A 20,977-nucleotide genomic window follows, 5' to 3' on the forward strand; every position below is an offset into this window, starting at 1 on the left:
TCAAACAGCAGACTTATATGAAAGCGTTTGAATATTCTTTTGGAATATTATTCCGAAGGCTCAAATGCCTATAGTTAAAGCGGTTTTGGAATCGATCCGGTATGCTGGGGGTTTTAAATGTTATCCTTCGCAATCCTTAAATTGAAAAATAGGGGAAATTTAATGGTACAGTTATAAAGTGAAAACTAATACAGAGAAGAAGTATGAGTATTGGAAATTCTATTAAATCAAAATTATAAGGAACTCCAAGTGATTGACTTGATGTTAATTCATCTTGTAAACTTAATCTATAAAAATTCTTGTATCATTTTCCTTGATTTTTTTTATGGTACAGAATAAGATTGAGACATATTAAGCATATCCACGTTTGAGGATTGGTCTTAAGGGAAAAATAAAAGAATGAATTGTTGAAGAAACTAAAAAGCAAACTATTTTTGCTTTATAGAATAATAATAGCAAACCTTTTTAATGAAAGGATGAGGTGCCAAATGGCTCAAAAAACTAAACAAGCTAAAATTAATGTTCAGGATCAGCTTAAGAAAGTAGAAGAACAATTTGAAACTTTTCAAATTTTAAATGAAGAGGGAGAAGTCGTTAATGAAGCGGCAATGCCTGATTTAAGTGATGAACAATTGCAAGAATTAATGCGTCGTATGGTATATACACGCATCTTGGATCAACGTTCTATATCACTGAACCGCCAAGGCAGATTAGGTTTCTATGCACCGACTGCCGGTCAAGAAGCATCTCAAATCGCTTCCCAGTATGCTTTGGAAAAAGAAGATTTCATTCTGCCTGGCTACCGTGATGTTCCGCAAATCGTTTGGCATGGCCTTCCGCTTTGGCAAGCATTCTTGTTCTCACGGGGACATTTTAAAGGAAATCAAATTCCTGAAGACGTCAATGTAATTTCCCCTCAAATCATTATCGGCGCTCAATATATTCAAGCTGCAGGTGTTGCACTTGGGTTGAAGAAACGCGGAAAAAAAGCTGTAGCCATCACATATACGGGTGACGGCGGAACCTCACAAGGTGACTTCTATGAGGGAATTAACTTTGCAGGTGCATTTAAAGCGCCGGCTATCTTCATCGTGCAAAATAACCGTTTCGCAATCTCGACTCCGGTTGATTTGCAATCAGCAGCAAAAACATTAGCCCAGAAGGGTGTGGCTGCAGGTATCCCTGGCATCCAAGTTGATGGTATGGATGCGTTGGCCGTTTATACAGCTGTTAAAGAAGCGCGTGAACGTGCAATTAATGGTGAAGGCCCTACATTGATTGAAACATTAACTTACCGTTATGGTCCGCATACGATGGCTGGGGATGACCCGACACGTTACCGTACTTCCGAAATGGATAACGAGTGGGAACTGAAAGATCCATTGGTTCGTTTCCGCAAGTTCTTGGAAAACAAAAAACTTTGGAATGAAGAATTAGAGAACGAAACAATAGAAAAAGCAAAAGACGATATTAAAGAAGCGATCAAATTGGCAGATGCAGAACCTAAGCAAAAGGTTACAGACCTTATTGAAAACATGTATGAAGAAATGCCTTATAACTTAAAAGAACAATATGAAATTTATAAAGAGAAGGAGTCGAAGTAAGCCATGGCTCAATTGACGATGATTCAAGCAATTACAGAAGCATTACGTACAGAACTTAAGAATGATGAGAATGTACTCGTTTTTGGGGAAGATGTTGGGGTTAATGGAGGAGTTTTCCGTGCAACGGAAAATCTTCAAAAAGAATTCGGTGAAGATCGTGTATTCGATACACCTCTTGCTGAATCTGGAATCGGTGGATTAGCGGTCGGTCTTTCTTTACAAGGTTTCCGTCCTGTTCCTGAAATTCAATTCTTCGGGTTTGTATATGAAGTAATGGATTCCGTAAGCGGTCAGCTTGCTCGTATGCGTTACCGTTCAGGCGGACGTTACAGTGCACCGGTTACAATTCGCTCACCTTTTGGAGGCGGAGTGCATACTCCGGAAATGCACGCTGATAGCTTGGAAGGTTTAATGGCTCAGCAACCAGGGTTAAAGGTAGTTATCCCTTCCACTCCTTACGATGCAAAAGGCTTATTGATTTCAGCTATTCGTGATAATGACCCTGTCATTTTCCTTGAGCACATGAAATTGTACCGCTCTTTCCGTCAGGAAGTGCCTGAAGAAGAGTATACAATTCCGTTGGGAAAAGCCGATGTGAAAAGAGAAGGAACGGATCTATCCATTATTACGTATGGTGCAATGGTACAGGAATCCATCAAGGCAGCTGAGGAATTGGCTAAGGAAGGCCATTCCGTCGAAGTGGTCGACTTACGGACTGTTTCTCCATTGGATATTGATACAATCATTGCTTCTGTAGAAAAAACTGGACGCGCTATCGTTGTTCAAGAAGCACAAAAGCAAGCTGGTATTGCAGCGAATGTCGTAGCGGAAATTAACGAACGTGCCATTTTGAGCTTGGATGCTCCAGTACTGCGAGTGGCGGCTGCTGATACGGTATTCCCGTTTTCACAAGCTGAAACAGTATGGCTCCCTAATTATAAAGACATTATTGAAACGGCGACTAAAGTCTTGAAGTTTTAACAATCTTGAGTAATGGAATGAATGTCCTGCTTGGGAAAGTAATATCGCATTAACGGTAATGCAAGATAAAGGACTTTATTCAAAGCACTAAGTATGATTTAATATAGGAGGTTGAACTCAGTGGCATTCCAATTTAGACTCCCTGATATCGGAGAAGGTATACACGAAGGTGAAATAGTGAAATGGTTTGTAAAACCAGGAGATAAGATTCAAGAAGATGACGTGCTTTGCGAGGTTCAGAACGATAAGGCCGTTGTTGAAATCCCATCACCGGTGGAAGGTACCGTGGAAGAAATCCTTGTTCAAGAAGGAACGGTTGCCGTTGTTGGCGATGTACTTGTAACATTCGATGCTCCAGGTTATGAAAATCTTCAGTTTAAAGGGGACCATGGAGAAGAAGCAAAGGCAGAAGGTGAGAAGAATACGGAGGCCCAGGTTCAAGCGACTGCTGAAGCTGGACAGGAAGTCAAGAAAGAGGCTGCTCCGGTTCAAGAAAATAATGGTGTAACGGGCGCGGGAGCACAACCACAAGTTGAGGCAGATCCTTCACGACGTATCATCGCCATGCCTTCTGTTAGGAAATATGCGCGCGAACAAGGGGTAAATATTCGTGAGATTTCTGGTTCTGGAGATAATGGCCGCATCATGAAAGATGACATAGATGCTTTCAAAAACGGCAAAACTGCTCCACAGCAACCGGCAGCTCAAAGTGAAGCTTCACAACAAAATGATACGGAAACAACCGAAAAACAAAAAGTTACAATTCCAGAAGGGCAATATCCTGAAACTCGCGAAAAAATGAGCGGCATGAGAAAAGCGATCGCCAAAGCTATGGTGAAATCCAAGCAGACAGCTCCACATGTTACATTAATGGATGAAGTCGATGTGACGCTATTGGTTGCTCACCGTAAGAAATTCAAGGAAATTGCTGCACAAAAAGGAATCAAGCTTACATTCCTACCTTATGTTGTTAAAGCGTTAACAAGTGCATTGCGTGAATTCCCTATGCTTAACACATCATTTGATGATGAGGCTAGTGAGATTATCCATAAACACTATTACAATATCGGAATTGCGGCAGACACAGACAAAGGACTGCTCGTTCCGGTTGTAAAAGATGCAGATCGTAAATCAACTTTTGCTATTTCACAAGAAATTAATGAATTAGCGACGAAAGCCCGTGACGGCAAATTGGCTCCTAACGAAATGAAAGGTGCTTCTTGCTCCATTACGAATATCGGTTCCGCAGGCGGTCAATGGTTCACACCTGTAATCAATCATCCAGAAGTTGCCATTCTAGGGATTGGACGCATTGCCGAAAAAGCAATTGTACGCGACGGGGAAATTATCGCCGCTCCAGTTCTGGCATTATCACTGAGCTTTGATCACCGCATGATTGATGGAGCAACAGCTCAACATGCATTGAATCATATCAAAAAGTTATTGAACGACCCAGAATTATTGTTAATGGAGGCGTAAACAATGGTAGTAGGAGATTTTCCAATCGAAACAGATACTTTAGTGATCGGTTCAGGCCCAGGGGGATATGTTGCCGCAATTCGCGCAGCACAGCTTGGGCAGAAAGTAACGGTCGTTGAAAAAGGAACAATCGGCGGAGTTTGTTTGAATGTAGGCTGTATCCCATCAAAAGCTTTAATTTCGGCTGGACACCGTTTCCATGAAGCTCAGCATTCAGAAGATATGGGTATCTTTGCAGAAAAAGTTTCTGTTGATTTTTCTAAAGTACAAGCTTGGAAAGGTTCTGTTGTTAAAAAATTAACAGGCGGTGTAAGCAGCCTATTAAAAGGTAATAACGTTGATGTTGTAACCGGTGAAGCTTATTTCGTCGATGAAAACAGCATCCGTGTTATGAATGAAGACTCAGCCCAAACATATACATTTAAAAACGCAATCATCGCCACTGGTTCATCGCCAATCGAGATTCCGTCATTTAAATATACGAAACGTGTACTTAATTCCACTGGTGCTCTTGCTTTGGAAGAAGTTCCAGGTTCGATCGTGGTAATCGGCGGAGGTTACATTGGTACTGAGCTTGGCGGAGCATTCGCAAGCTTCGGCACTAAAGTGACCATCCTTGAAGGTACTGAAGAAATCCTTTCTGCAGGCTTTGAAAAACAAATGGCAGCACTTGTTAAGCGTAACCTTAAAAACAAGGGTGCTGAAATTGTCACTAAAGCAAATGCTAAAGGTGTGGAAGAAACTGAAACAGGTGTAACCGTTACTTATGAAGTAAAAGGCGAAGAGAAAAAGGTTGAAGCCGATTACGTATTAGTAACAGTTGGACGTCGTCCAAATACGGCAGAGATCGGCCTGGAGCAAGTCGGAATCAAAATGACTGACCGTGGTTTGGTCGAAACGGATAAACAATGCCGTACAAGCGTGAAAAACATTTACGCAATCGGTGATATCGTTTCTGGACCTCAGTTGGCTCATAAAGCTTCTTATGAAGGTAAAATTGCTGCTGAAGCCATTGCAGGACATTCATCTGAAATCGACTATCTTGCTATTCCGGCTGTTGTATTCTCTGAACCGGAACTTGCTTCTGTCGGTTATAATGAAAAAGAAGCGAAGGAAGCTGGAATCGAAGCGCTTGCTTCTAAATTCCCATTCGCTGCAAATGGACGTGCTCTTTCTTTAAATAATACGGACGGATTTGTGAAGCTTATCACTCGCAAAGAAGACGGATTGGTTATAGGAGCACAAATTGCAGGACCAAACGCTTCTGATATGATTGCAGAACTTGGTCTGGCTATCGAAGCGGGAATGACTGCCGAAGATATCGCAATGACAATCCATGCACATCCAACTTTAGGGGAAATCACAATGGAAGCTGCTGAAGTTGCCCTTGGAACTCCTATTCACATCATCAAGTAATTGATTTTTATAAAAAAGCGTACTGCCTCATGCAGTACGCTTTTTTTGTTTGGCAGATATACGAATATGAAGGATGACTCCCCAGTCATCATTTTCTTCACGCTAGTTAAATGAAAAGGGCTAAAAGGGCATAAGCTATAAAAAGGACTTCTTACTTTTTTTCCTTGTAAGGTTTTGAGAAAGGTAATAAAGGATAAAAAATAAGATGAGCGATGTTAATTGAATATTTTTTGCCAATAAAGAGATCATGGCTGAATATTCATATTAAAATGGGGTGGATCATTTGAAAAATTATCTGGTAATCCTCTTTCAACTAATCGTTTGGAGTGGGTATACCTTAGTTGAATGGCTGTCTGTTAACGATCGATTCGTTTTCAAAGTATTCATGTTTTTGGTCTTTTCCTATCTAGCCATTTACATTGGTAAAATGATTTTAAAATCCAATAGGCGAACAATGCTTGTTACCGTGATAAGTCTATTATGCTACGGTATTTTGCAAATCCTTTTGGAAACGCTAGTACCCCTTTATTAAACTTTTCAAGTCGCTATGACACAAGAAACCACGGAGGAATCATGATTAACAAAGGAGTAGCATTATTTACATTAGTATCATTTTTATTGATGGCATGTAATGGACCGAGTTCCGGTCCAACAGAAAATGAAAATCAAAAAAGTGTGGAAACGACAACATCGGTCCAAGATGAAAGCCAGAAAGAGAAAGACTTGGAAAACGAAACGTCAAAAACGATTGACGATGGGAATGTAAAGGCAGAATATCAGGTGGACGAAAAGAATTGGTCATTTAAACCAATCGGGGAGGCAAATCCGAAAGTTGTGTTGTTAACATTTGATGATGCACCTGATAAATATTCTCTGAAAATCGCCCAGACCCTGAAGCGCCTTGAAGTACCTGCTATTTTTTTCGTGAACGGTCACTTTCTTGAAAATGATGAAAATAAAGCGATGCTAAAAGAAATTCATGAAATGGGTTTTTCTATCGGTAATCATACTTATTCCCATGTAAATTTAAAACAGTTGACCGAGAAAGAACAAGAACGGGAAATCGTAAAATTGAACAATATGGTAGAAGGCATTACAGGGGTAAGCCCTAAGTACTTCAGGGCGCCATTTGGATCGAATACCGAGCATTCAAAAAAAGTCGCTGAGAAAGAAAAAATGTTGGTCATGAATTGGTCATATGGATATGACTGGGAAAAAGACTATCAGGATAAAACAGCGTTAACAGAAATCATGTTGAACAGCCCTTATTTAGGAAATGGTGCGAACTTACTGATGCATGACCGGAAATGGACGAGTGAAGCCATTGAGGATATCGTGAAAGGTTTTCAAAAGGAAGGTTATGAGATCCTTGATCCAAAGTTGATTGAAACGCCTGCTTGAGCCAATTCCGGCTTCAGCAGGTATTTTTATTTCCTTGGATAATAATACATCACCCGTTTATTGAAGAGATGTAGCTGCGCCCGTAATTTCTTTGCAAGGAACTTGCACAGTTCATTAGCTTTTCCCTTATCACCGAAAGTTGCTGTTTCAGGGAGGGTGAATTGGATATAGGATTGAATCCGCTCTGATCCATCTTCATCCTTAACGACTTCTTGGTCAACGCCTATCAATATCATGTGATATCGATCTTCTTTGGATTGGAGGTATATGGCCTTATCTTTCATCTTTTCTGGTTCTTTCATTTCATAAGGAAATGCTTTCTTATCATAATTCCAATCCAGTTGCTTTCCGGTTTTCGCTGTGATCATTTGATAATAGTTCAGCAATTCTTTCACGTCTTCGATGGTTACAGTCCCTTTCACGGACTCAGGAACGAGTTTGATATAGGCATTTTCAGTCATGTGGATCCCCCTTAGATTGATTGGATGTAAGAATATATTAACATTTTATGGATGTATTATATACATATCTATATGTAAATTAAAAGGCGAAATTCCTTTTTCACCTTGCTATGCAAAAGTAAGGGCTGTGATGAAATGAACTCCAGGGTCCAAAAAGGAATCATTCTAACGAACGATTGGAGTAAAGTTATTCCAACATGAGTGTTCATTAAATGGGGAAAATACATATATGTTATACTTTTTAACTTGAAATAATAAATGTGTTATATTATAATTCATATAAAGCGGTTACATTACGTTATTAATGCATACAATATAGAGGAAGGGGTTGTAAAAATGGGAACTATCGTATGTCAAACTTGCAATAGCACGATTGAACATTTTGAAGATGAAAAAGTAAGTGTACTATATACACACAATCACAACTGCCAAAGCTGTGATACAGCTGCCTCTGAAAAATAAATCGAAAAAAGGATAATAAGATTAATAGAATTTAAGGGTGTTTCAGGGTTGTAATCTGGAGCACCCTTTTTGTAGATGTTAATGAAGTGAAAATCTTCAGTTGATCGGGAGCTACTTGCTCAATAATAAGGGGCAAAAAAACCAGAGCAGCACTTTGCTCTGGTTTTATGGGATCAATCAATTTTTAATGATGCGTAAATATTTTATTTCTGGGTCCTCAGGGCCTTGAACAGGAAGGCCGGCCTCGATGTTTTTCCGGATGTAATTGATATTATCTTCAGTAATCAATTCACCTGGTATGAAGATCGGAATTCCAGGCGGGTAAACCATGATGAACTCAGCGCTAATTTTGCCGACAGATTCCTCAATGGGAACCACTTCGGTGTCTGCATAAAATGCCTCCCTTGGTGATAAAGCCAGTGGTGGTGTATCAGGAAGCAGGACTTCGATTTTTTCATGTTCAGCTGCCATTTCCTTAAACTCATCCGCCAAGTCTCTAAGGGCAGCAATCAGAAGATCCGCTTCTGTTTTTGAGTCTCCAGGCGTTATCAGGCAAAGGATATTGTACAAGTCAGAAAGTTCCACTTCGATATTATGCTTTTCACGAAGCCATTTCTCAACGTCGTATCCGGTAATATTCAATTCCTTGATGGATATGATTAATTTAGTCGGGTCATAACTAAAGGCTGCCTCACTCTCGAGAATTTCGCTGCCGACACAGTAAAGATAAGGAATCTCATTAACTGCCTCACGGATATACCCTGCGAGATTGATCGCTTCATCGATCATTTCCCTACCTACCGTCGCAAGTTGTCTTCTGGCCGTATCCAGGGAAGCCAGAAGGATATAGGAGGTTGAGGTGGTTGTGAGCATGCTCAATATGGCTTGAACACGATTTGCGGAAACCAAACCGTTCTTAACATTTAATATGGAACTTCCCGTTAGTGAACCGCCCAGTTTATGAACACTCGTTGCAGCCATATCTGCTCCAGCTTGCATGGCTGACATCGGCAAGTCTTCATGGAAGTGTATATGGACACCATGTGCTTCATCCACCAGTACTGGGATTTGGTGGGAATGAGCAACTTCCACTATTTTTTGCAAATCGGCCGAAATGCCGAAATAGGTTGGGTTGATGACAAGCAATCCTTTTGCATCGCTATGTTCCTTTAAAGCTTTCTCGACGGCATCGACGGTGGTTCCGTGTGAGATGCCCAAATCTTTGTCTATTTCAGGATTGATGAAAATAGGAACAGCTCCGGAAAATACAATGGCAGACATTACGGATTTATGTACATTCCTTGGGACGATGATTTTGTCCCCAGGTCCGCAGACTGTCATGACCATTGTCATGATCGCTCCACTTGTTCCTTGAACGGAAAAGAATGTGTGATCCGCCCCAAAAGCTTCAGCGGCAAGATCCTGAGCTTGTTTAATGATCCCCTTTGGCTGATGGAGATCATCGAGTGGAGCGATATTGATTAAATCTATGGATAATGCATTTTCTCCAATGAAATTACGGAAATCAGCGTCCATTCCTTTCCCTTTTTTATGACCTGGAATATGAAATTGAACGGGATTTTTTTTTGCATGCTGCAATAAGGCAGTGTATAAGGGTGTTTCATTCTGTGACAATTCTTTGTGGCCCCTTTTCATTAAAATAGGTACATAATATTTGGGAGTATATACTCCCTTTCTATTAATGATCGTATGTTTCTCCGATTCCATCGTATGGTTAGTAAACATGTGGATAGACATAAAACATATGAATTATAGCACGTCTTATAATAAATGCCTAGAGTGACTTTAATGTCCTGACTTAAACCATTTATATATGTCTTTGTTGTTAAGGGGCCCAATAAAATTACAGCAGATTATAAATGTCCATTTTCCTAGTATTTACTGGATTTACTCAAGAATTCTTCTTTTATTAATATTGTAGGTGAGTTTAAAAATTGAACGGTTAAACAATATTTGCCATAATGAAGCTAATGGTTTTTGAGTTCAACTAAATAAACAACATAAATTAAAAAAGGGAGCTGAGGAGTTTGAAGTGGAAAACGCGTGTGACCGATTTATTAGGCATTCAATATCCAATCGTACAAGGGGGATTGGCCCATTTAGCATATGCAGACCTGGCGGCGGCAGTTTCGAATGCAGGAGGGCTGGGGCAGGTAACGGCCATGTCCTTGGACAACCCGGAGCAACTGACAGATGAAATTAGAAAAACCAAATCATTGACGGATAAACCGTTTGGTGTGAACTTTGCAATCGGTCAGCATGGAAGACCTTATGAAAATATGCTGGAAGCAGCCCTGAAAGAGGATATCGCAGCTGTTTCCGTAACCGGGGGCAACCCTGCACCATTTCTTGATTACGTCAAAGGCACCCAGGTGAAAAAACTCGTGCTTGTCGCTGCAAAAAGGCAGGCAATGAAAGCTGAGCAGCTTGGGGCAGATGCGGTGATGGTAGTTGGTCAGGAGGGAGGAGGACATTTAGGCCGTGATGATATTGGAACTTCCGTGTTAATTCCTCAAGTTGTGGACTCCGTTAATATTCCAGTCATCGCCTCGGGTGGTTTTGGCGATGGACGCGGTTTGATGGCAGCATTGGCACTTGGTGCCGAAGGAATCGAGATGGGAACACGATTCATAGCGGTCAAGGAATGTGTTCATGCACATGAATTATATAAAAATGCCTTGGTTTCCGGCACAGAAAATGATACCGTTGTCATCAAGCGTTCCATTGGTGCACCAGCAAGGGTAATTGCAAACAGCTGGACCGATAAGATTCTTGAAATAGAAAAAGAAAATGGCGGATATGAACAATTGAAGGATTACATAAGCGGAAAAGCGAATCAGCGTTATATTCATGACGGTGTCGAAGGTGAAGGCTTTGCTTGGGCCGGACAAGTGATGGGGCTGATTCATGATGTACCATCGACTGCTGAACTATTCAGTCGGATTATCGACCAAGCGGAAGCAATTCGTTCAAAATGGGCAGACTGATGATGCATGGACTGCCGGACAGCATGAAAAACTATCTAGAAGGAGCGTGTTTAGGGTATGGATTATCAATATCCAATGGATCTTGATTGGTCTACTGAAGAAATCGTAGATGTGATCAAATTCTTTGAAGCTGTAGAAAAGGCTTATGAAAATAAAATACAAAAGGAAGAATTTATGAAGGCTTACCGAAGATTCAAGGAAATAGTCCCCGGTAAGGCGGATGAAAAAAAGTATACGGATGAGTTTGAGTCAGTCAGCACTTATTCAGCCTATCTTGTTATTAAGAAGGCAAAAGGAATCGATGACGGGGAATGGATAAAAATGAAAAATTAAAAATATTTTTAGAAAACTCCATTGACTTACTGAAAAGATTGTTTTAACATAATAAGCAAGAAAATGATAAAGGCAGTGACGAAGAAGAGTACCTTAATGATGTTCTGCAGAGAGCCAGTGGTTGCTGAAAACTGGTGAACGAATTTAAGCGAATGGACTTCCGAGCCCCAAACCGAAACGGATGAACGGAGTAGGCTTTGGCGATTATCTCATCGTTAGTGGAGATAGGCATGTTAATGCCGTAAAGTGAGCTAATTTAGCTAATTAAGGTGGTACCACGGGTTCCTCGTCCTTTGGATGAGGGGCCTTTTTGCGTTTTTATGGAAATGATAATTAAATCTATGAATGAGAGTAGTAATCTTTTTAGATGCGTAACAGAGAGCCGGGATAGGTGGAAACCGGTACGATATAAGAAGATGAATGGACTTATGAGTGGTTTCTTGAAATAAGTAGGGAAACTCGGCTGCCACCGTTAAAGGGTAATCGCAAGAATTTTTCATTTCTTGCTTGAGAGGGAAAAATGATACGTTTTTCCAACTTGAGGTGGCACCGCGGTTTACCGTCCTCTGCAGACACATATTTGTGTGTTTGCAGGGGACTTTTTTATTGGGATTTCAATATATATACCTTTTAGAAAAAATCAAAAAACCAGAGGAAATGAAAACTCCGGCACTTGGCCATAAGGGTTTTCCCTTCCAGGGGTTTATAAGAGAGCATAAGAATCGGGAGGGAATTGAAGGATGAATAATTTGGATGAAAAAAAAATACTCCGTTTCAAGATGGACACGATTGAAGGGGATATCCACACACCCATTGCCATATTTCAGAAATTAGATGGTGACCAGAAGTTTTTATTGGAAAGCTCGAATTCGCATCACGACAACGGCCGCTACTCTTATCTAGGTTCAAAACCTTATCTGGAGGTGACATCACTTGCTGGCCAAGTAAATGTGAAAGATACTGAAACAGGTGATCAAATTGTAAAGAACATCAATATCATCGAGTTTCTCAAAAACGAATTATTAGTGGAGATAGGAGAGGTTCCCATACATCTTCCGCCATTTAACGGTGGTGCAATCGGATATATGGGCTATGATATCATTCGTCTTTATGAAAATATAGGTCCGGTGCCTCCTGATTCTCTGCAAATGCCTGATGCTCATTTTCTCTTTTATAAAGAACTGTATATATTCGATCATGTTCTGCAGAAAATCCATCTTTTGACTGCGGAAGAGGATAGTGAAAAAAGTTTATTGGGGATGAAGGAAAAAATCAATCAGGCAAGCAAACCGTCAAAGGAAATATCGTCGGAATATTTGGAATTCAAATCGAATTTCAGTCAGGATGAATTCGAGAAAATGGTCCTTGAAGTTAAATCAGCGATAATAGCTGGTGAAGTGTTCCAAGTTGTTTTATCACAAAGGTTCAAAGCGGACTTCGATGGGGAGCCTTTCGATGCCTACCGTCGTTTGCGTTTAGCCAACCCTTCTCCTTATATGTTTTATATAGAATTTGGTGATTATACAATTATTGGGTCGTCTCCTGAAAGTTTGATCAGCGTTTCATCAGGAATGGTTCATGTTAATCCCATTGCCGGTACAAGGCCGAGAGGGAAAACGGATGAAGAAGATAAAGGCTTCGAAAAAAGCCTGCTGATGGATGAAAAGGAACTTGCCGAGCATAAGATGCTTGTTGATTTGGGCAGGAATGATCTTGGCAGAGTTTGCGAAATCGGTTCAATCCACCTTACCGAGGAAATGGAAATTCAAAGATATCAGCATGTCATGCATATTGCTTCGAAGGTTAGCGGAAAGCTTAGGGAAGGGTTCACGAGTTTAGATGCGCTGACGGTCTGCCTCCCTGCCGGAACAGTCTCCGGTGCTCCAAAAATCAGGGCAATGGAGCTGATCAATGAACTGGAAAATTGTAAACGGGGGATGTATTCGGGCTCGATAGGGTTCATAGGTTTTGGAGGGGATCTTGATATGGCTTTAGCGATTAGGACGATGATCATTAAAGATGGCAAAGCCTATGTACAGGCAGGGGCTGGAATTGTATATGATTCAGACCCAAAAACGGAATTTGAAGAAACACAAAATAAAGCACGCGCTTTAATGGAGGTTCACACAAAATGATTTTATTAATTGATAACTATGACTCGTTCACTTATAACCTTTATCAATATTTAGGAGAAGTGGAAAAAGAAATCATAGTAAAAAGGAATGACGAAATCACCATTGCGGAAATTGAGGAACTGAATCCAATGGCAATTGTCATTTCCCCGGGACCCGGCAGGCCGGAAGATGCTGGTATCAGTATGGAAATCATCCGTAATTTTTATGAGAAGGTTCCGCTATTGGGCATTTGTTTGGGGCATCAGGCCATTGGGGCAGTTTTTGGTGCGAATGTGGTTGGAGCGAAACAAATCATGCATGGGAAAACATCGGTTATCGAACATGATGGAACAGGTGTATTTGCCAAACAAGACTTACAATTCCCGGTAATGCGTTACCATTCCCTTGTAGTTGAAAGGGCGAGTTTGCCAGATGAACTGACTGTGACGGCAGTAGCGATGGATGATGGGGAGATCATGGCCCTGAAACATCAAGAATTCCCGCTTTACGGTTTACAGTTCCACCCTGAATCAATAGGGACGAAAATCGGCAAGGAATTATTACATCAATTTTATGAGATTGCGGGAACCTTCCAATCTGAAAAGGAACAATCCATCCTATAAAACAAAAACGACTGGGGGAGTTAGCGGTGAAGGAGTATTTAGCGAAGTTAGCAGAGCGTCAAACATTGACGGAAGAAGAGATGAGCAGAGCAGCCCAAGCGTTATTTTCCAAAGATATCACCGAAAGCGAGATGGCAGCTTTCATCATTGCCCTAAAATCCAAAGGGGAAACGGCAGGTGAAATAGCAAGCCTTGTCAGAGTCATGAGAAAAGAAGCAAGAAGTGTACGAACAAGCTCTCTTAATGTGATGGATAATTGCGGAACGGGAGGAGATGGGTCACAAAGCTTCAATATTAGTACAGCATCAGCCTTCGTACTTGCCGGGGCCGGTGTCAAGGTTGCCAAACATGGAAACCGCAGCATTTCAAGCAGAACGGGGAGTGCGGATGTATTGGAAGAATTAGGTGTCAATTTGTACTTGGAGCCTGACATGTTAAAAGAACTGTTGGAGGAAAATGGAATCACATTCTTGTTTGCCCCATCGGTCCACCCTAATATTGCACGGATTATGAAAGTGAGAAAAGAACTGAAAATCCCGACGATATTTAATCTAATAGGTCCTCTGACAAATCCAGTGCAACTCGACACGCAATTAATGGGAATCAATCGACGTGATATGCTCGAGCTTTTTGCGGAAGTCCTACATAAATTAGGCAGGAAACGCGCGGTCGTGATTAATGGCGCCGGGTTTATGGATGAAGCGAGCCTACAGGGTGAAAATTCACTCGTGCTTTTGGAGCAAGGGGATATCATTCCCTTTACGCTGCACCCTGAAGAAGTGGATCTGCCGGTTTACGGAAATGATGCCATTCGCGGCGGTGACGCCAAACAAAATGCCGATATCATGCTTAGGCTTCTCAAAGGGGAAAAAGGGGCCTATCGTGATACCGTTTTATTGAATGCTGGATTGGGATTATACGCACATGGTACGGCAACAACGATCAAAAAAGGGATCTCCATGGCTAAAGAAAGCCTTGATAGCGGATCGGCACTTGCGAAGTTAGAAAATCTGATTGCTTTTGGCAATAGAAATAAGGTGGTCATGTAATGGAAAATATCTTAACGAAAATCATCGAACAGAAAAAGGCGGAAGTCGCAAAATTAAAAGAAAGGGGCTTAGACGATTCGGTAATGATCAACATAGTCAGACCATCTTTGGTGGAGAATTTGAAAACGGCGAAATCAATGGCGGTTATCGCGGAAATAAAACGGGCTTCCCCTTCAAAAGGGGATATTAAAATCAATGTAAATCCGGTCGAGCAGGCCCTTTCATATGAAAGCGGCGGAGCGGCAGCGATATCCGTATTGACGGATGAGGTTTTCTTTAAAGGATCGATTGCAGATTTGAGAAGCGTAAGCGAGGCCATACAGATTCCCAGATTGTGCAAAGATTTCATCATCGATGAAGTACAAATCGATCGCGCCCATCAAGCTGGTGCCACTATCATTCTATTGATTGTCGCAGCACTTTCTAAAGAGCGCCTTCATGAATTATATCAATATGCAAAAAGAAAAGGGCTTGAAGTATTGACGGAAATCCATGATGAAGCCGAACTGGAACGGGCTCTAGAGCTGAATGCAGAGCTAATAGGGATTAACAATCGGAATTTAAAGACTTTCAAAGTGGATTTGGCTGTAACGGAACGATTGGCGAAGTTACTTGATCCAAAACACCATATCATTATCAGTGAAAGTGGAATCAAAACAAAAGAAGACGTGATGCGTGTGAAGGAAGCTGGTGCAAAAGCTATTTTAGTCGGGGAGACACTGATGACTGCGTCAAATCTTCCGCAAACGATGGCCGAACTGCAAATGAGTATATAAGGAGATTAATATGTTAGTGAAAATCTGTGGGATAAAGACATTGGCAGACGCCCAGACTGCTGTTGAATCAGGGGCAGACTTCATTGGTTTCATTTTTGCCGAGAGTAGCAGGAAGGTTGAGCCAGAGATAGTAGGAGAATTCGCGGCGAATCTAGCTGGACAGGTTAAAAAAGTCGGAGTGTTTGCCAATCAAACTGAACAAGAAGTGATAAAAAGTGCCGAAATCGCAGGGTTGGATTATATTCAGCTTCATGGTAACGAGTCTGCCAGCTTTGCCCGCAGGATGCCCCTACCGGTGATAAAGGCCTTTGCCGTCAATTCAGTGAAAGACCTTGAAAACCTTCATGAATACCCAGCGGATTATCTATTAGTAGATATTCCTAAGATTTCATCTGGAAAGGGATTGACTTTGGATTGGAATATGATCCGAAAAGCGGATCTGCCACCCGGGAAGGTAATTCTAGCGGGTGGGCTGACTCCGGAAAATGTCGGAAAAGCGATTAATGCCGTTTCACCATTCGCAGTTGACGTAGCCAGCGGCGTTGAAACAAACGGATTAAAAGATGCCGTAAAAATAAAGGCATTTATTAATGAGGCAAAATATACAGCCGGAAAAGAGGAATGAATAGATGAACACTTATACACAGCCTGATAAAACTGGACATTTTGGAGCATATGGAGGCCGTTTCGTTCCGGAAACTTTAATGGCGGCGATTACGGAGCTTGAAGAAGTATATGAACAATCTAAAAATGATCCTGAATTCCAAAGGCAGCTAAATTATTACCTGAAACAATATATCGGACGGGAAACACCACTTTATTTTGCGGAGAACTTGACACGGCTTGCTGGAGGTGCAGATATTTATCTGAAGCGAGAAGACTTGAATCATACCGGAGCCCACAAAATAAACAATACGATCGGTCAGGCTTTGCTGACTCAGAAAATGGGCAAGAAAAAGGTGATTGCCGAAACGGGTGCAGGACAGCATGGGGTTGCAACGGCGACTGTGTGTGCTTTGCTGAAGCTGGAATGCATCATCTTTATGGGAGAAGAAGATATCAGGAGACAGAAATTGAATGTATTCAGGATGGAGCTTTTGGGAGCCAAGGTCATATCTGTATCACAAGGTAGCCGGACACTGAAGGATGCAGTGAATGAGGCGTTACGATATTGGGTGGCGAATGTGGATGACACCCACTATATAATGGGATCGGTTCTTGGTCCGCATCCATTCCCCGTTATTGTACGTGATTTTCAAAGCGTGATAGGAAATGAAACAAAGCGTCAATATTCGGAAGCGGTTCATTCCCTACCGGATGCAGTAGTCGCTTGCATAGGCGGAGGAAGTAATGCAATGGGAATGTTCTATCCCTTCATTGAGGATGAAACGGTAAAATTATACGGAGTGGAAGCGGCAGGGCATGGACTTGAAACACCATTACACGCTTCAAGTTTGACTAAGGGGAAACCTGGGGTGCTCCACGGGGCATTCATGTATGTACTGCAGAACGAGGACGGTCAGATCCAGGAGGCGCATTCAATTTCAGCAGGTTTGGATTATCCAGGGGTAGGGCCTGAACATAGTTACTTAAAAGATACAAATCGGGTTGAATATACTTCAGTAACCGATGATGAAGCCTTGGAAGCTTTAGCGATGCTTTCCAGGGAGGAAGGGATCATCCCAGCTTTAGAAAGTTCACATGCCATTTCCTACGGTTTAAAGCTTGCTAAAGAAATGGAAAAAGGAACAGGACTGGTGATTTGCCTGTCCGGCCGTGGTGATAAGGATGTTGAAACGGTCCAATCATTGATGGGGGGTAGTGAACATGAATAAATTAACAAATGCGCTTGAAGAATGTCAAACAAAGAAGGAAAAAGCATTCATCCCTTATATAATGGCAGGGGATGGAGGTCTTGAACGGTTAAAGAGCCAGCTTCTTTTCCTTGAAAACAGCGGTGCGACTGCCGTCGAACTAGGTATACCATTCTCTGACCCTGTCGCTGACGGACCGGTTATCCAACAAGCAGGCATCAGATCTTTGGAAAATGGAACAACTTTAAAAGATGTCCTGAAAAAAGTAATGGAAATCAAAAGTGAAGTGACCATCCCAATTATTTTAATGGGATATACGAATTCTATCCTGGCATATGGACTTAAAGAGTTTACGAATGACTGTCTCCATGCAGGGATTTCCGGGTGCATCATCCCCGATTTACCGATTGAAGAGGAAGCCATCTTTTCATCAATCAAAACTGCAGGGATCGTTCTTATCCGACTTGTGACACTCACGTCTTCGAAAGAACGTATCACTGAGATTACTGCAGGGGCGGAGGGATTCATCTACGCGGTTACTGTCAAAGGCATTACGGGTGCCCGTGACGCCTTTGGGGAAGAACTTGGAGGCTATTTGAAGAAGGTAAAAGAGATAAGTCCGGTTCCCGTTCTTGCTGGGTTCGGCATATCGACGCCAGATCATGTCCGTGATGCAGTACAATACTGCGATGGTGTCATTGTCGGCAGCAAGATCATCGAATGCTTGGAAACTGGTAAGGAAGATCAAATTGGTGATTTGATACAAGCAAGCAAAGGAGTAGCGCAGAAATAAGGAAAGGAGAGCCGCCAAGGCTCTCCTTTTTTCTTAACCAGTTTAATTTAAGGCATCCGATATTCAATTCGAATACGAAGCAACTGTGTTTAATTTAATTGATATAAGGGTAAAAGATGTTCAAACGCATCTTGAATGGTTTGAATGAATTCATCATCTTTTAACTTAATGGCGTCATCACGTGAAATTTTTATACCGCAAAGGATTTCGGCTTTTTTTACAGTTTGTAAACGAGTGAACATTGAATTCAAATCATCTACTCCAAGACCACCATGAGTGATGACATCAGGTTTTGTATGGTCCATTGACCAAACATAATGGGAGGGAATGCTATTCACCAATTGGCCTGCCTGCTGCTCCAGTCGCTTTCCGATTTCAGTTTTATTAGGGGCTTCATAAATCACGGCATACCAGATGAACATATGCGTTTCCCATAACCCGATTTGGAAATGCGGCATCATTTTATAACCTCTGCTATTGGCAGCGAAAGCAACCCAAGTATCTTTAGGAGGATTCACTGACCGTCTGGCATGCTTTGCAACATGAGGGTGCATTTCATCGCCGATCATAACTGACAGTTTTTGAGAAAAGTGCTCTCCAAGTGCATGTAATTTGGGCTGGATCCGTTCTTTTAAAGCGTCCATGCGCGGTTCCAAACCATCAATTTTAAAAACATCAAAATCATTTGCTGTAAAACTTGCTATATTCATTTTCATCTCTCCTACCGTAATATCTGCACATATTGTAGCATAAGTAAAAGTAAAATTTAAAAAATACGATTTGGGTTGGCAATGTAAATTTCCTTATAGGTTATAACACAAATTAGTTGCTATTTGAGGTAGGAAGTCATATGATAAGATAAATTCAGAAAATTACGTTAATTGATGAAGGGAGAATGTTAATTATGAAACAAGTCATGAACCAAGCATTAAAAGCTAAAGAAGTTGAAAGACATAGAGCTGCAGTGTTAAGGATGGAAATGGACTATGAATTAGCAACCCTTTTTGAAGCTATCGGTGAAGAAAATGACCAAAAGAGGTCACAATGCAAGCAAAGGCTAGAACGCATCCGCTTGGAATTGTTGAAATTGAAAGCCTTGTAAATGATTGGCTGCAGAGATCTTGAAGGAGAATGAATAAAGGAAATGAATCAATTTCAATACAAGGAATTTTATTATAGATGAACGGACACTTTATTTATTAAAAATAATGTGTCCGTTTTTCATTAAATGTCCAATATATAATAAGAAAGTATTTTATTTTGTCCAGCTCCCTTTAATAAGGAAGGGAAACGTTAATTCAAATTGATTTGAAAAGTATTTGTGCTCGCTAGCTCATAATTGCAAAACCGATTAAAGGATGGGTGGTCACAAGGAGCCGTCTTTCCTTATATATTTAAAAAAAATGGAAAATTTAAGATGTTAAAAACTTGAAGGCAAGCTATATTTGCTTTAATCTTTAGAAAAGGATCATTTTAATGTAGTTTCTGATCACAAAGGACGGGGATATTATAATGGCATCTGTCAAGGAAATGGATACATATGCGAAGTTATGGATGAAAGAGGCGGGTACTAGGCTAAGGGCGTCCTTTAAAACCAAGTTGAATATTGAAATGAAAACGAATCCGAATGATTTGGTTACTAATATGGATAAGGGGATAGAAAAGTTTTTTTGTGAAAAAATCAACGAAGTGTTCCCTGAACACCGCATATTCGGGGAAGAGGGAATGGGCAATGATATTAAAGACCTAAAAGGTACTGTGTGGATCATCGATCCAATTGATGGAACATTGAATTTCATTCATCAACAGAGGAATTTTGCAATTTCCCTTGGGGTTTATGTGGATGGCATCGGAAAGATCGGCATGGTTTATGATGTCTTTAGTGATGAATTATATCATGCGATTAAGGGGCAAGGAGCATTTCTGAATGATCAAAGGCTGCCATCCCTAGAAGAGGCATCAGTAAGCAAAGCGATAATTTCCATTAATGCAAGCTGGGTAACGGAAAACCGAAGGATCGATCCGAATCTTTTGGCACCGCTAGTTCGGGATGCACGGGGGACACGTTCTTATGGCTCCGCAGCATTGGAGCTTGCTTTCGTCGCAGCTGGAAGGATAGATGCATACATAACCATGAGACTCATGCCCTGGGACTTTGCCGGAGGAGTTTTACTGGTTGAGGAAGTGGGCGGGGAAGTTAGTAATATTAAAGGTGACAAATTGGACTTTATAAAAGGTGGCTCACTTTTCGTATCTAAACCAGGGCTCCATAAAGAAGTATTCGATAAATACTTATCAGGAAATTCCAGTCATTAGAATCAGGGTCTAATTGAAAGCAGTACCACAGTTTGGCACGGATGGATTAAAATGTTCATTATGAAATAATTAACAAAAAAAACTCGCTGTCTGTCAGCGAGTTTTTCATATTATAACTTCCCGGCTTCGCGCAATTTCTTCTTCTGAGTGAAACCGAACCCCATGATTCCGCAAAGAATAACGATTGCAGCTAATATTCCAATCAAGCTCTTCTCAGCAATGAAGATGCCAATGGAGCCGATGCTTGATGTTGCCAATACCGCTAATATTAAGAAATTCCATTTAATGTTCATTAATATCACCCCTAATATATCTATTGTACATAATTTCTGTATTTGTTTCTAGTA

21 protein-coding genes and 2 other annotated features are annotated in these 20,977 nt (G+C 41.2%); of the genes, 17 read left to right on the forward strand and 4 right to left on the reverse strand.

The genetic code is table 11. The features are described from left to right. The first annotated feature begins 488 nt into the window (after positions 1 to 488). From pdhA to JNUCC41_RS16190, 5 genes are all read left to right on the forward strand, one after another. Complete coding sequence (gene pdhA, locus JNUCC41_RS16170) at positions 489 to 1,604, forward strand: pyruvate dehydrogenase (acetyl-transferring) E1 component subunit alpha (RefSeq protein ID WP_192203915.1); 1,116 nt, start codon at positions 489 to 491, stop codon at positions 1,602 to 1,604. Positions 1,605 to 1,607: 3 nt separating this feature from the next. After that, positions 1,608 to 2,585: an alpha-ketoacid dehydrogenase subunit beta gene (locus tag JNUCC41_RS16175; RefSeq protein WP_076366780.1), complete on the forward strand. Its 978-nt coding sequence runs from the start codon at positions 1,608 to 1,610 to the stop codon at positions 2,583 to 2,585. A gap of 120 nt (positions 2,586 to 2,705) precedes the next feature. Continuing rightward, positions 2,706 to 4,064 carry a dihydrolipoamide acetyltransferase family protein gene (locus tag JNUCC41_RS16180; protein WP_192203916.1) on the forward strand — a complete coding sequence of 453 codons (1,359 nt, stop codon included), beginning with the start codon at positions 2,706 to 2,708 and terminating at the stop codon, positions 4,062 to 4,064. 3 nt (positions 4,065 to 4,067) lie between these two features. After that, the gene (lpdA, locus tag JNUCC41_RS16185; RefSeq protein WP_192203917.1) at positions 4,068 to 5,480 is read left to right on the forward strand and encodes a dihydrolipoyl dehydrogenase; all 1,413 of its coding nucleotides are present in this window, start codon (positions 4,068 to 4,070) and stop codon (positions 5,478 to 5,480) included. 573 nt (positions 5,481 to 6,053) lie between these two features. Continuing rightward, entirely contained in the window at positions 6,054 to 6,881 is an 828-nt protein-coding gene (locus tag JNUCC41_RS16190; protein WP_192203918.1) for a polysaccharide deacetylase family protein, read from the forward strand. Between the two features lie 26 nt (positions 6,882 to 6,907). Here the strand turns inward: JNUCC41_RS16190 and JNUCC41_RS16195 are convergent, their stop codons facing one another. Beyond that, positions 6,908 to 7,342, reverse strand: a complete 435-nt coding sequence (locus JNUCC41_RS16195) for a DUF1885 family protein (RefSeq protein WP_192203919.1) — start codon at positions 7,340 to 7,342, stop codon at positions 6,908 to 6,910. 336 nt (positions 7,343 to 7,678) lie between these two features. On the opposite strand from JNUCC41_RS16195, the gene JNUCC41_RS16200 reads away from it, so the two are divergent. Beyond that, the gene (locus tag JNUCC41_RS16200) at positions 7,679 to 7,804 is read left to right on the forward strand and encodes a GapA-binding peptide SR1P (RefSeq protein WP_072272684.1); all 126 of its coding nucleotides are present in this window, start codon (positions 7,679 to 7,681) and stop codon (positions 7,802 to 7,804) included. 177 nt (positions 7,805 to 7,981) lie between these two features. Here JNUCC41_RS16200 and JNUCC41_RS16205 read toward each other — a convergent pair whose 3' ends face one another. Next, positions 7,982 to 9,439 carry an aminotransferase class I/II-fold pyridoxal phosphate-dependent enzyme gene (locus JNUCC41_RS16205; RefSeq protein ID WP_192203920.1) on the reverse strand — a complete coding sequence of 486 codons (1,458 nt, stop codon included), beginning with the start codon at positions 9,437 to 9,439 and terminating at the stop codon, positions 7,982 to 7,984. A gap of 413 nt (positions 9,440 to 9,852) precedes the next feature. Here JNUCC41_RS16205 and JNUCC41_RS16210 point away from each other — a divergent pair, with 413 nt between their 5' ends. From JNUCC41_RS16210 to trpA, 9 genes are all read left to right on the forward strand, one after another. Then, complete coding sequence (locus JNUCC41_RS16210) at positions 9,853 to 10,812, forward strand: NAD(P)H-dependent flavin oxidoreductase (RefSeq protein WP_192203921.1); 960 nt, start codon at positions 9,853 to 9,855, stop codon at positions 10,810 to 10,812. A gap of 57 nt (positions 10,813 to 10,869) precedes the next feature. Continuing rightward, entirely contained in the window at positions 10,870 to 11,145 is a 276-nt protein-coding gene (locus JNUCC41_RS16215; RefSeq protein WP_098371129.1) for a UPF0223 family protein, read from the forward strand. A 66-nt stretch (positions 11,146 to 11,211) separates the two neighbouring features. Continuing rightward, positions 11,212 to 11,442, forward strand: a binding site (T-box leader). Positions 11,443 to 11,477: 35 nt separating this feature from the next. Beyond that, positions 11,478 to 11,715: a binding site (T-box leader), on the forward strand. Positions 11,716 to 11,885: 170 nt separating this feature from the next. Beyond that, positions 11,886 to 13,280 (forward strand): anthranilate synthase component I, encoded by a 1,395-nt coding sequence (trpE, locus tag JNUCC41_RS16220; RefSeq protein ID WP_192203922.1) that lies wholly within the window; start codon positions 11,886 to 11,888, stop codon positions 13,278 to 13,280. Beyond that, positions 13,277 to 13,882 (forward strand): anthranilate synthase component II, encoded by a 606-nt coding sequence (locus JNUCC41_RS16225; RefSeq protein WP_192203923.1) that lies wholly within the window; start codon positions 13,277 to 13,279, stop codon positions 13,880 to 13,882. The genes trpE and JNUCC41_RS16225 overlap by 4 nt, the downstream gene beginning before the upstream one ends. A gap of 26 nt (positions 13,883 to 13,908) precedes the next feature. Then, a complete protein-coding gene (trpD, locus tag JNUCC41_RS16230) occupies positions 13,909 to 14,931 on the forward strand; it encodes an anthranilate phosphoribosyltransferase (protein WP_192203924.1) in 1,023 nt (340 codons plus the stop codon). Then, a complete protein-coding gene (trpC, locus tag JNUCC41_RS16235; RefSeq protein WP_192203925.1) occupies positions 14,931 to 15,707 on the forward strand; it encodes an indole-3-glycerol phosphate synthase TrpC in 777 nt (258 codons plus the stop codon). Before trpD ends, trpC begins: the two co-directional genes overlap by 1 nt. Before the next feature lie 10 nt (positions 15,708 to 15,717). Continuing rightward, positions 15,718 to 16,332: a phosphoribosylanthranilate isomerase gene (locus JNUCC41_RS16240; RefSeq protein WP_192203926.1), complete on the forward strand. Its 615-nt coding sequence runs from the start codon at positions 15,718 to 15,720 to the stop codon at positions 16,330 to 16,332. A gap of 4 nt (positions 16,333 to 16,336) precedes the next feature. Then, positions 16,337 to 17,542 (forward strand): tryptophan synthase subunit beta, encoded by a 1,206-nt coding sequence (gene trpB / locus JNUCC41_RS16245; protein ID WP_192203927.1) that lies wholly within the window; start codon positions 16,337 to 16,339, stop codon positions 17,540 to 17,542. Continuing rightward, on the forward strand, positions 17,535 to 18,314 hold the full coding sequence (gene trpA / locus JNUCC41_RS16250; RefSeq protein ID WP_192203928.1) for a tryptophan synthase subunit alpha: 780 nt from the start codon (positions 17,535 to 17,537) through the stop codon (positions 18,312 to 18,314). The genes trpB and trpA overlap by 8 nt, the downstream gene beginning before the upstream one ends. Positions 18,315 to 18,403: 89 nt before the next feature. On the opposite strand, the gene JNUCC41_RS16255 is transcribed toward trpA, so the two are convergent. Then, positions 18,404 to 19,024, reverse strand: a complete 621-nt coding sequence (locus tag JNUCC41_RS16255) for a YktB family protein (RefSeq protein WP_192203929.1) — start codon at positions 19,022 to 19,024, stop codon at positions 18,404 to 18,406. A 194-nt stretch (positions 19,025 to 19,218) separates the two neighbouring features. Between JNUCC41_RS16255 and JNUCC41_RS16260 the strand changes: the two genes are divergently transcribed. Next, positions 19,219 to 19,416, forward strand: coding sequence for a hypothetical protein (locus tag JNUCC41_RS16260; RefSeq protein ID WP_034314018.1), 198 nt, complete (start codon positions 19,219 to 19,221; stop codon positions 19,414 to 19,416). A 410-nt stretch (positions 19,417 to 19,826) separates the two neighbouring features. Beyond that, positions 19,827 to 20,630 carry an inositol monophosphatase family protein gene (locus JNUCC41_RS16265; protein WP_192203930.1) on the forward strand — a complete coding sequence of 268 codons (804 nt, stop codon included), beginning with the start codon at positions 19,827 to 19,829 and terminating at the stop codon, positions 20,628 to 20,630. A gap of 110 nt (positions 20,631 to 20,740) precedes the next feature. On the opposite strand, the gene JNUCC41_RS16270 is transcribed toward JNUCC41_RS16265, so the two are convergent. Continuing rightward, a complete protein-coding gene (locus tag JNUCC41_RS16270) occupies positions 20,741 to 20,923 on the reverse strand; it encodes a YlaF family protein (protein WP_034314013.1) in 183 nt (60 codons plus the stop codon). Positions 20,924 to 20,977 lie beyond the last annotated feature (54 nt).

It is taken from the genome of Brevibacillus sp. JNUCC-41 (assembly GCF_014844095.1).
Classification (GTDB): domain Bacteria; phylum Bacillota; class Bacilli; order Bacillales; family DSM-1321; genus Peribacillus; species Peribacillus aracenensis.

Coding starts and splice junctions, on each gene's coding strand:
- pdhA (WP_192203915.1), top strand. CDS start 489: ATGGCTCAAAAAACTAAACAAGCTAAAATTAATGTTCAGGATCAGCTT.
- JNUCC41_RS16175 (WP_076366780.1), top strand. CDS start 1,608: ATGGCTCAATTGACGATGATTCAAGCAATTACAGAAGCATTACGTACA.
- lpdA (WP_192203917.1), top strand. CDS start 4,068: ATGGTAGTAGGAGATTTTCCAATCGAAACAGATACTTTAGTGATCGGT.
- JNUCC41_RS16190 (WP_192203918.1), top strand. CDS start 6,054: ATGATTAACAAAGGAGTAGCATTATTTACATTAGTATCATTTTTATTG.
- JNUCC41_RS16195 (WP_192203919.1), bottom strand. CDS start 7,342: ATGACTGAAAATGCCTATATCAAACTCGTTCCTGAGTCCGTGAAAGGG.
- JNUCC41_RS16200 (WP_072272684.1), top strand. CDS start 7,679: ATGGGAACTATCGTATGTCAAACTTGCAATAGCACGATTGAACATTTT.
- JNUCC41_RS16215 (WP_098371129.1), top strand. CDS start 10,870: ATGGATTATCAATATCCAATGGATCTTGATTGGTCTACTGAAGAAATC.
- trpE (WP_192203922.1), top strand. CDS start 11,886: ATGAATAATTTGGATGAAAAAAAAATACTCCGTTTCAAGATGGACACG.
- JNUCC41_RS16225 (WP_192203923.1), top strand. CDS start 13,277: ATGATTTTATTAATTGATAACTATGACTCGTTCACTTATAACCTTTAT.
- trpC (WP_192203925.1), top strand. CDS start 14,931: ATGGAAAATATCTTAACGAAAATCATCGAACAGAAAAAGGCGGAAGTC.
- JNUCC41_RS16240 (WP_192203926.1), top strand. CDS start 15,718: ATGTTAGTGAAAATCTGTGGGATAAAGACATTGGCAGACGCCCAGACT.
- trpB (WP_192203927.1), top strand. CDS start 16,337: ATGAACACTTATACACAGCCTGATAAAACTGGACATTTTGGAGCATAT.
- trpA (WP_192203928.1), top strand. CDS start 17,535: ATGAATAAATTAACAAATGCGCTTGAAGAATGTCAAACAAAGAAGGAA.
- JNUCC41_RS16255 (WP_192203929.1), bottom strand. CDS start 19,024: ATGAATATAGCAAGTTTTACAGCAAATGATTTTGATGTTTTTAAAATT.
- JNUCC41_RS16260 (WP_034314018.1), top strand. CDS start 19,219: ATGAAACAAGTCATGAACCAAGCATTAAAAGCTAAAGAAGTTGAAAGA.
- JNUCC41_RS16265 (WP_192203930.1), top strand. CDS start 19,827: ATGGCATCTGTCAAGGAAATGGATACATATGCGAAGTTATGGATGAAA.
- JNUCC41_RS16270 (WP_034314013.1), bottom strand. CDS start 20,923: ATGAACATTAAATGGAATTTCTTAATATTAGCGGTATTGGCAACATCA.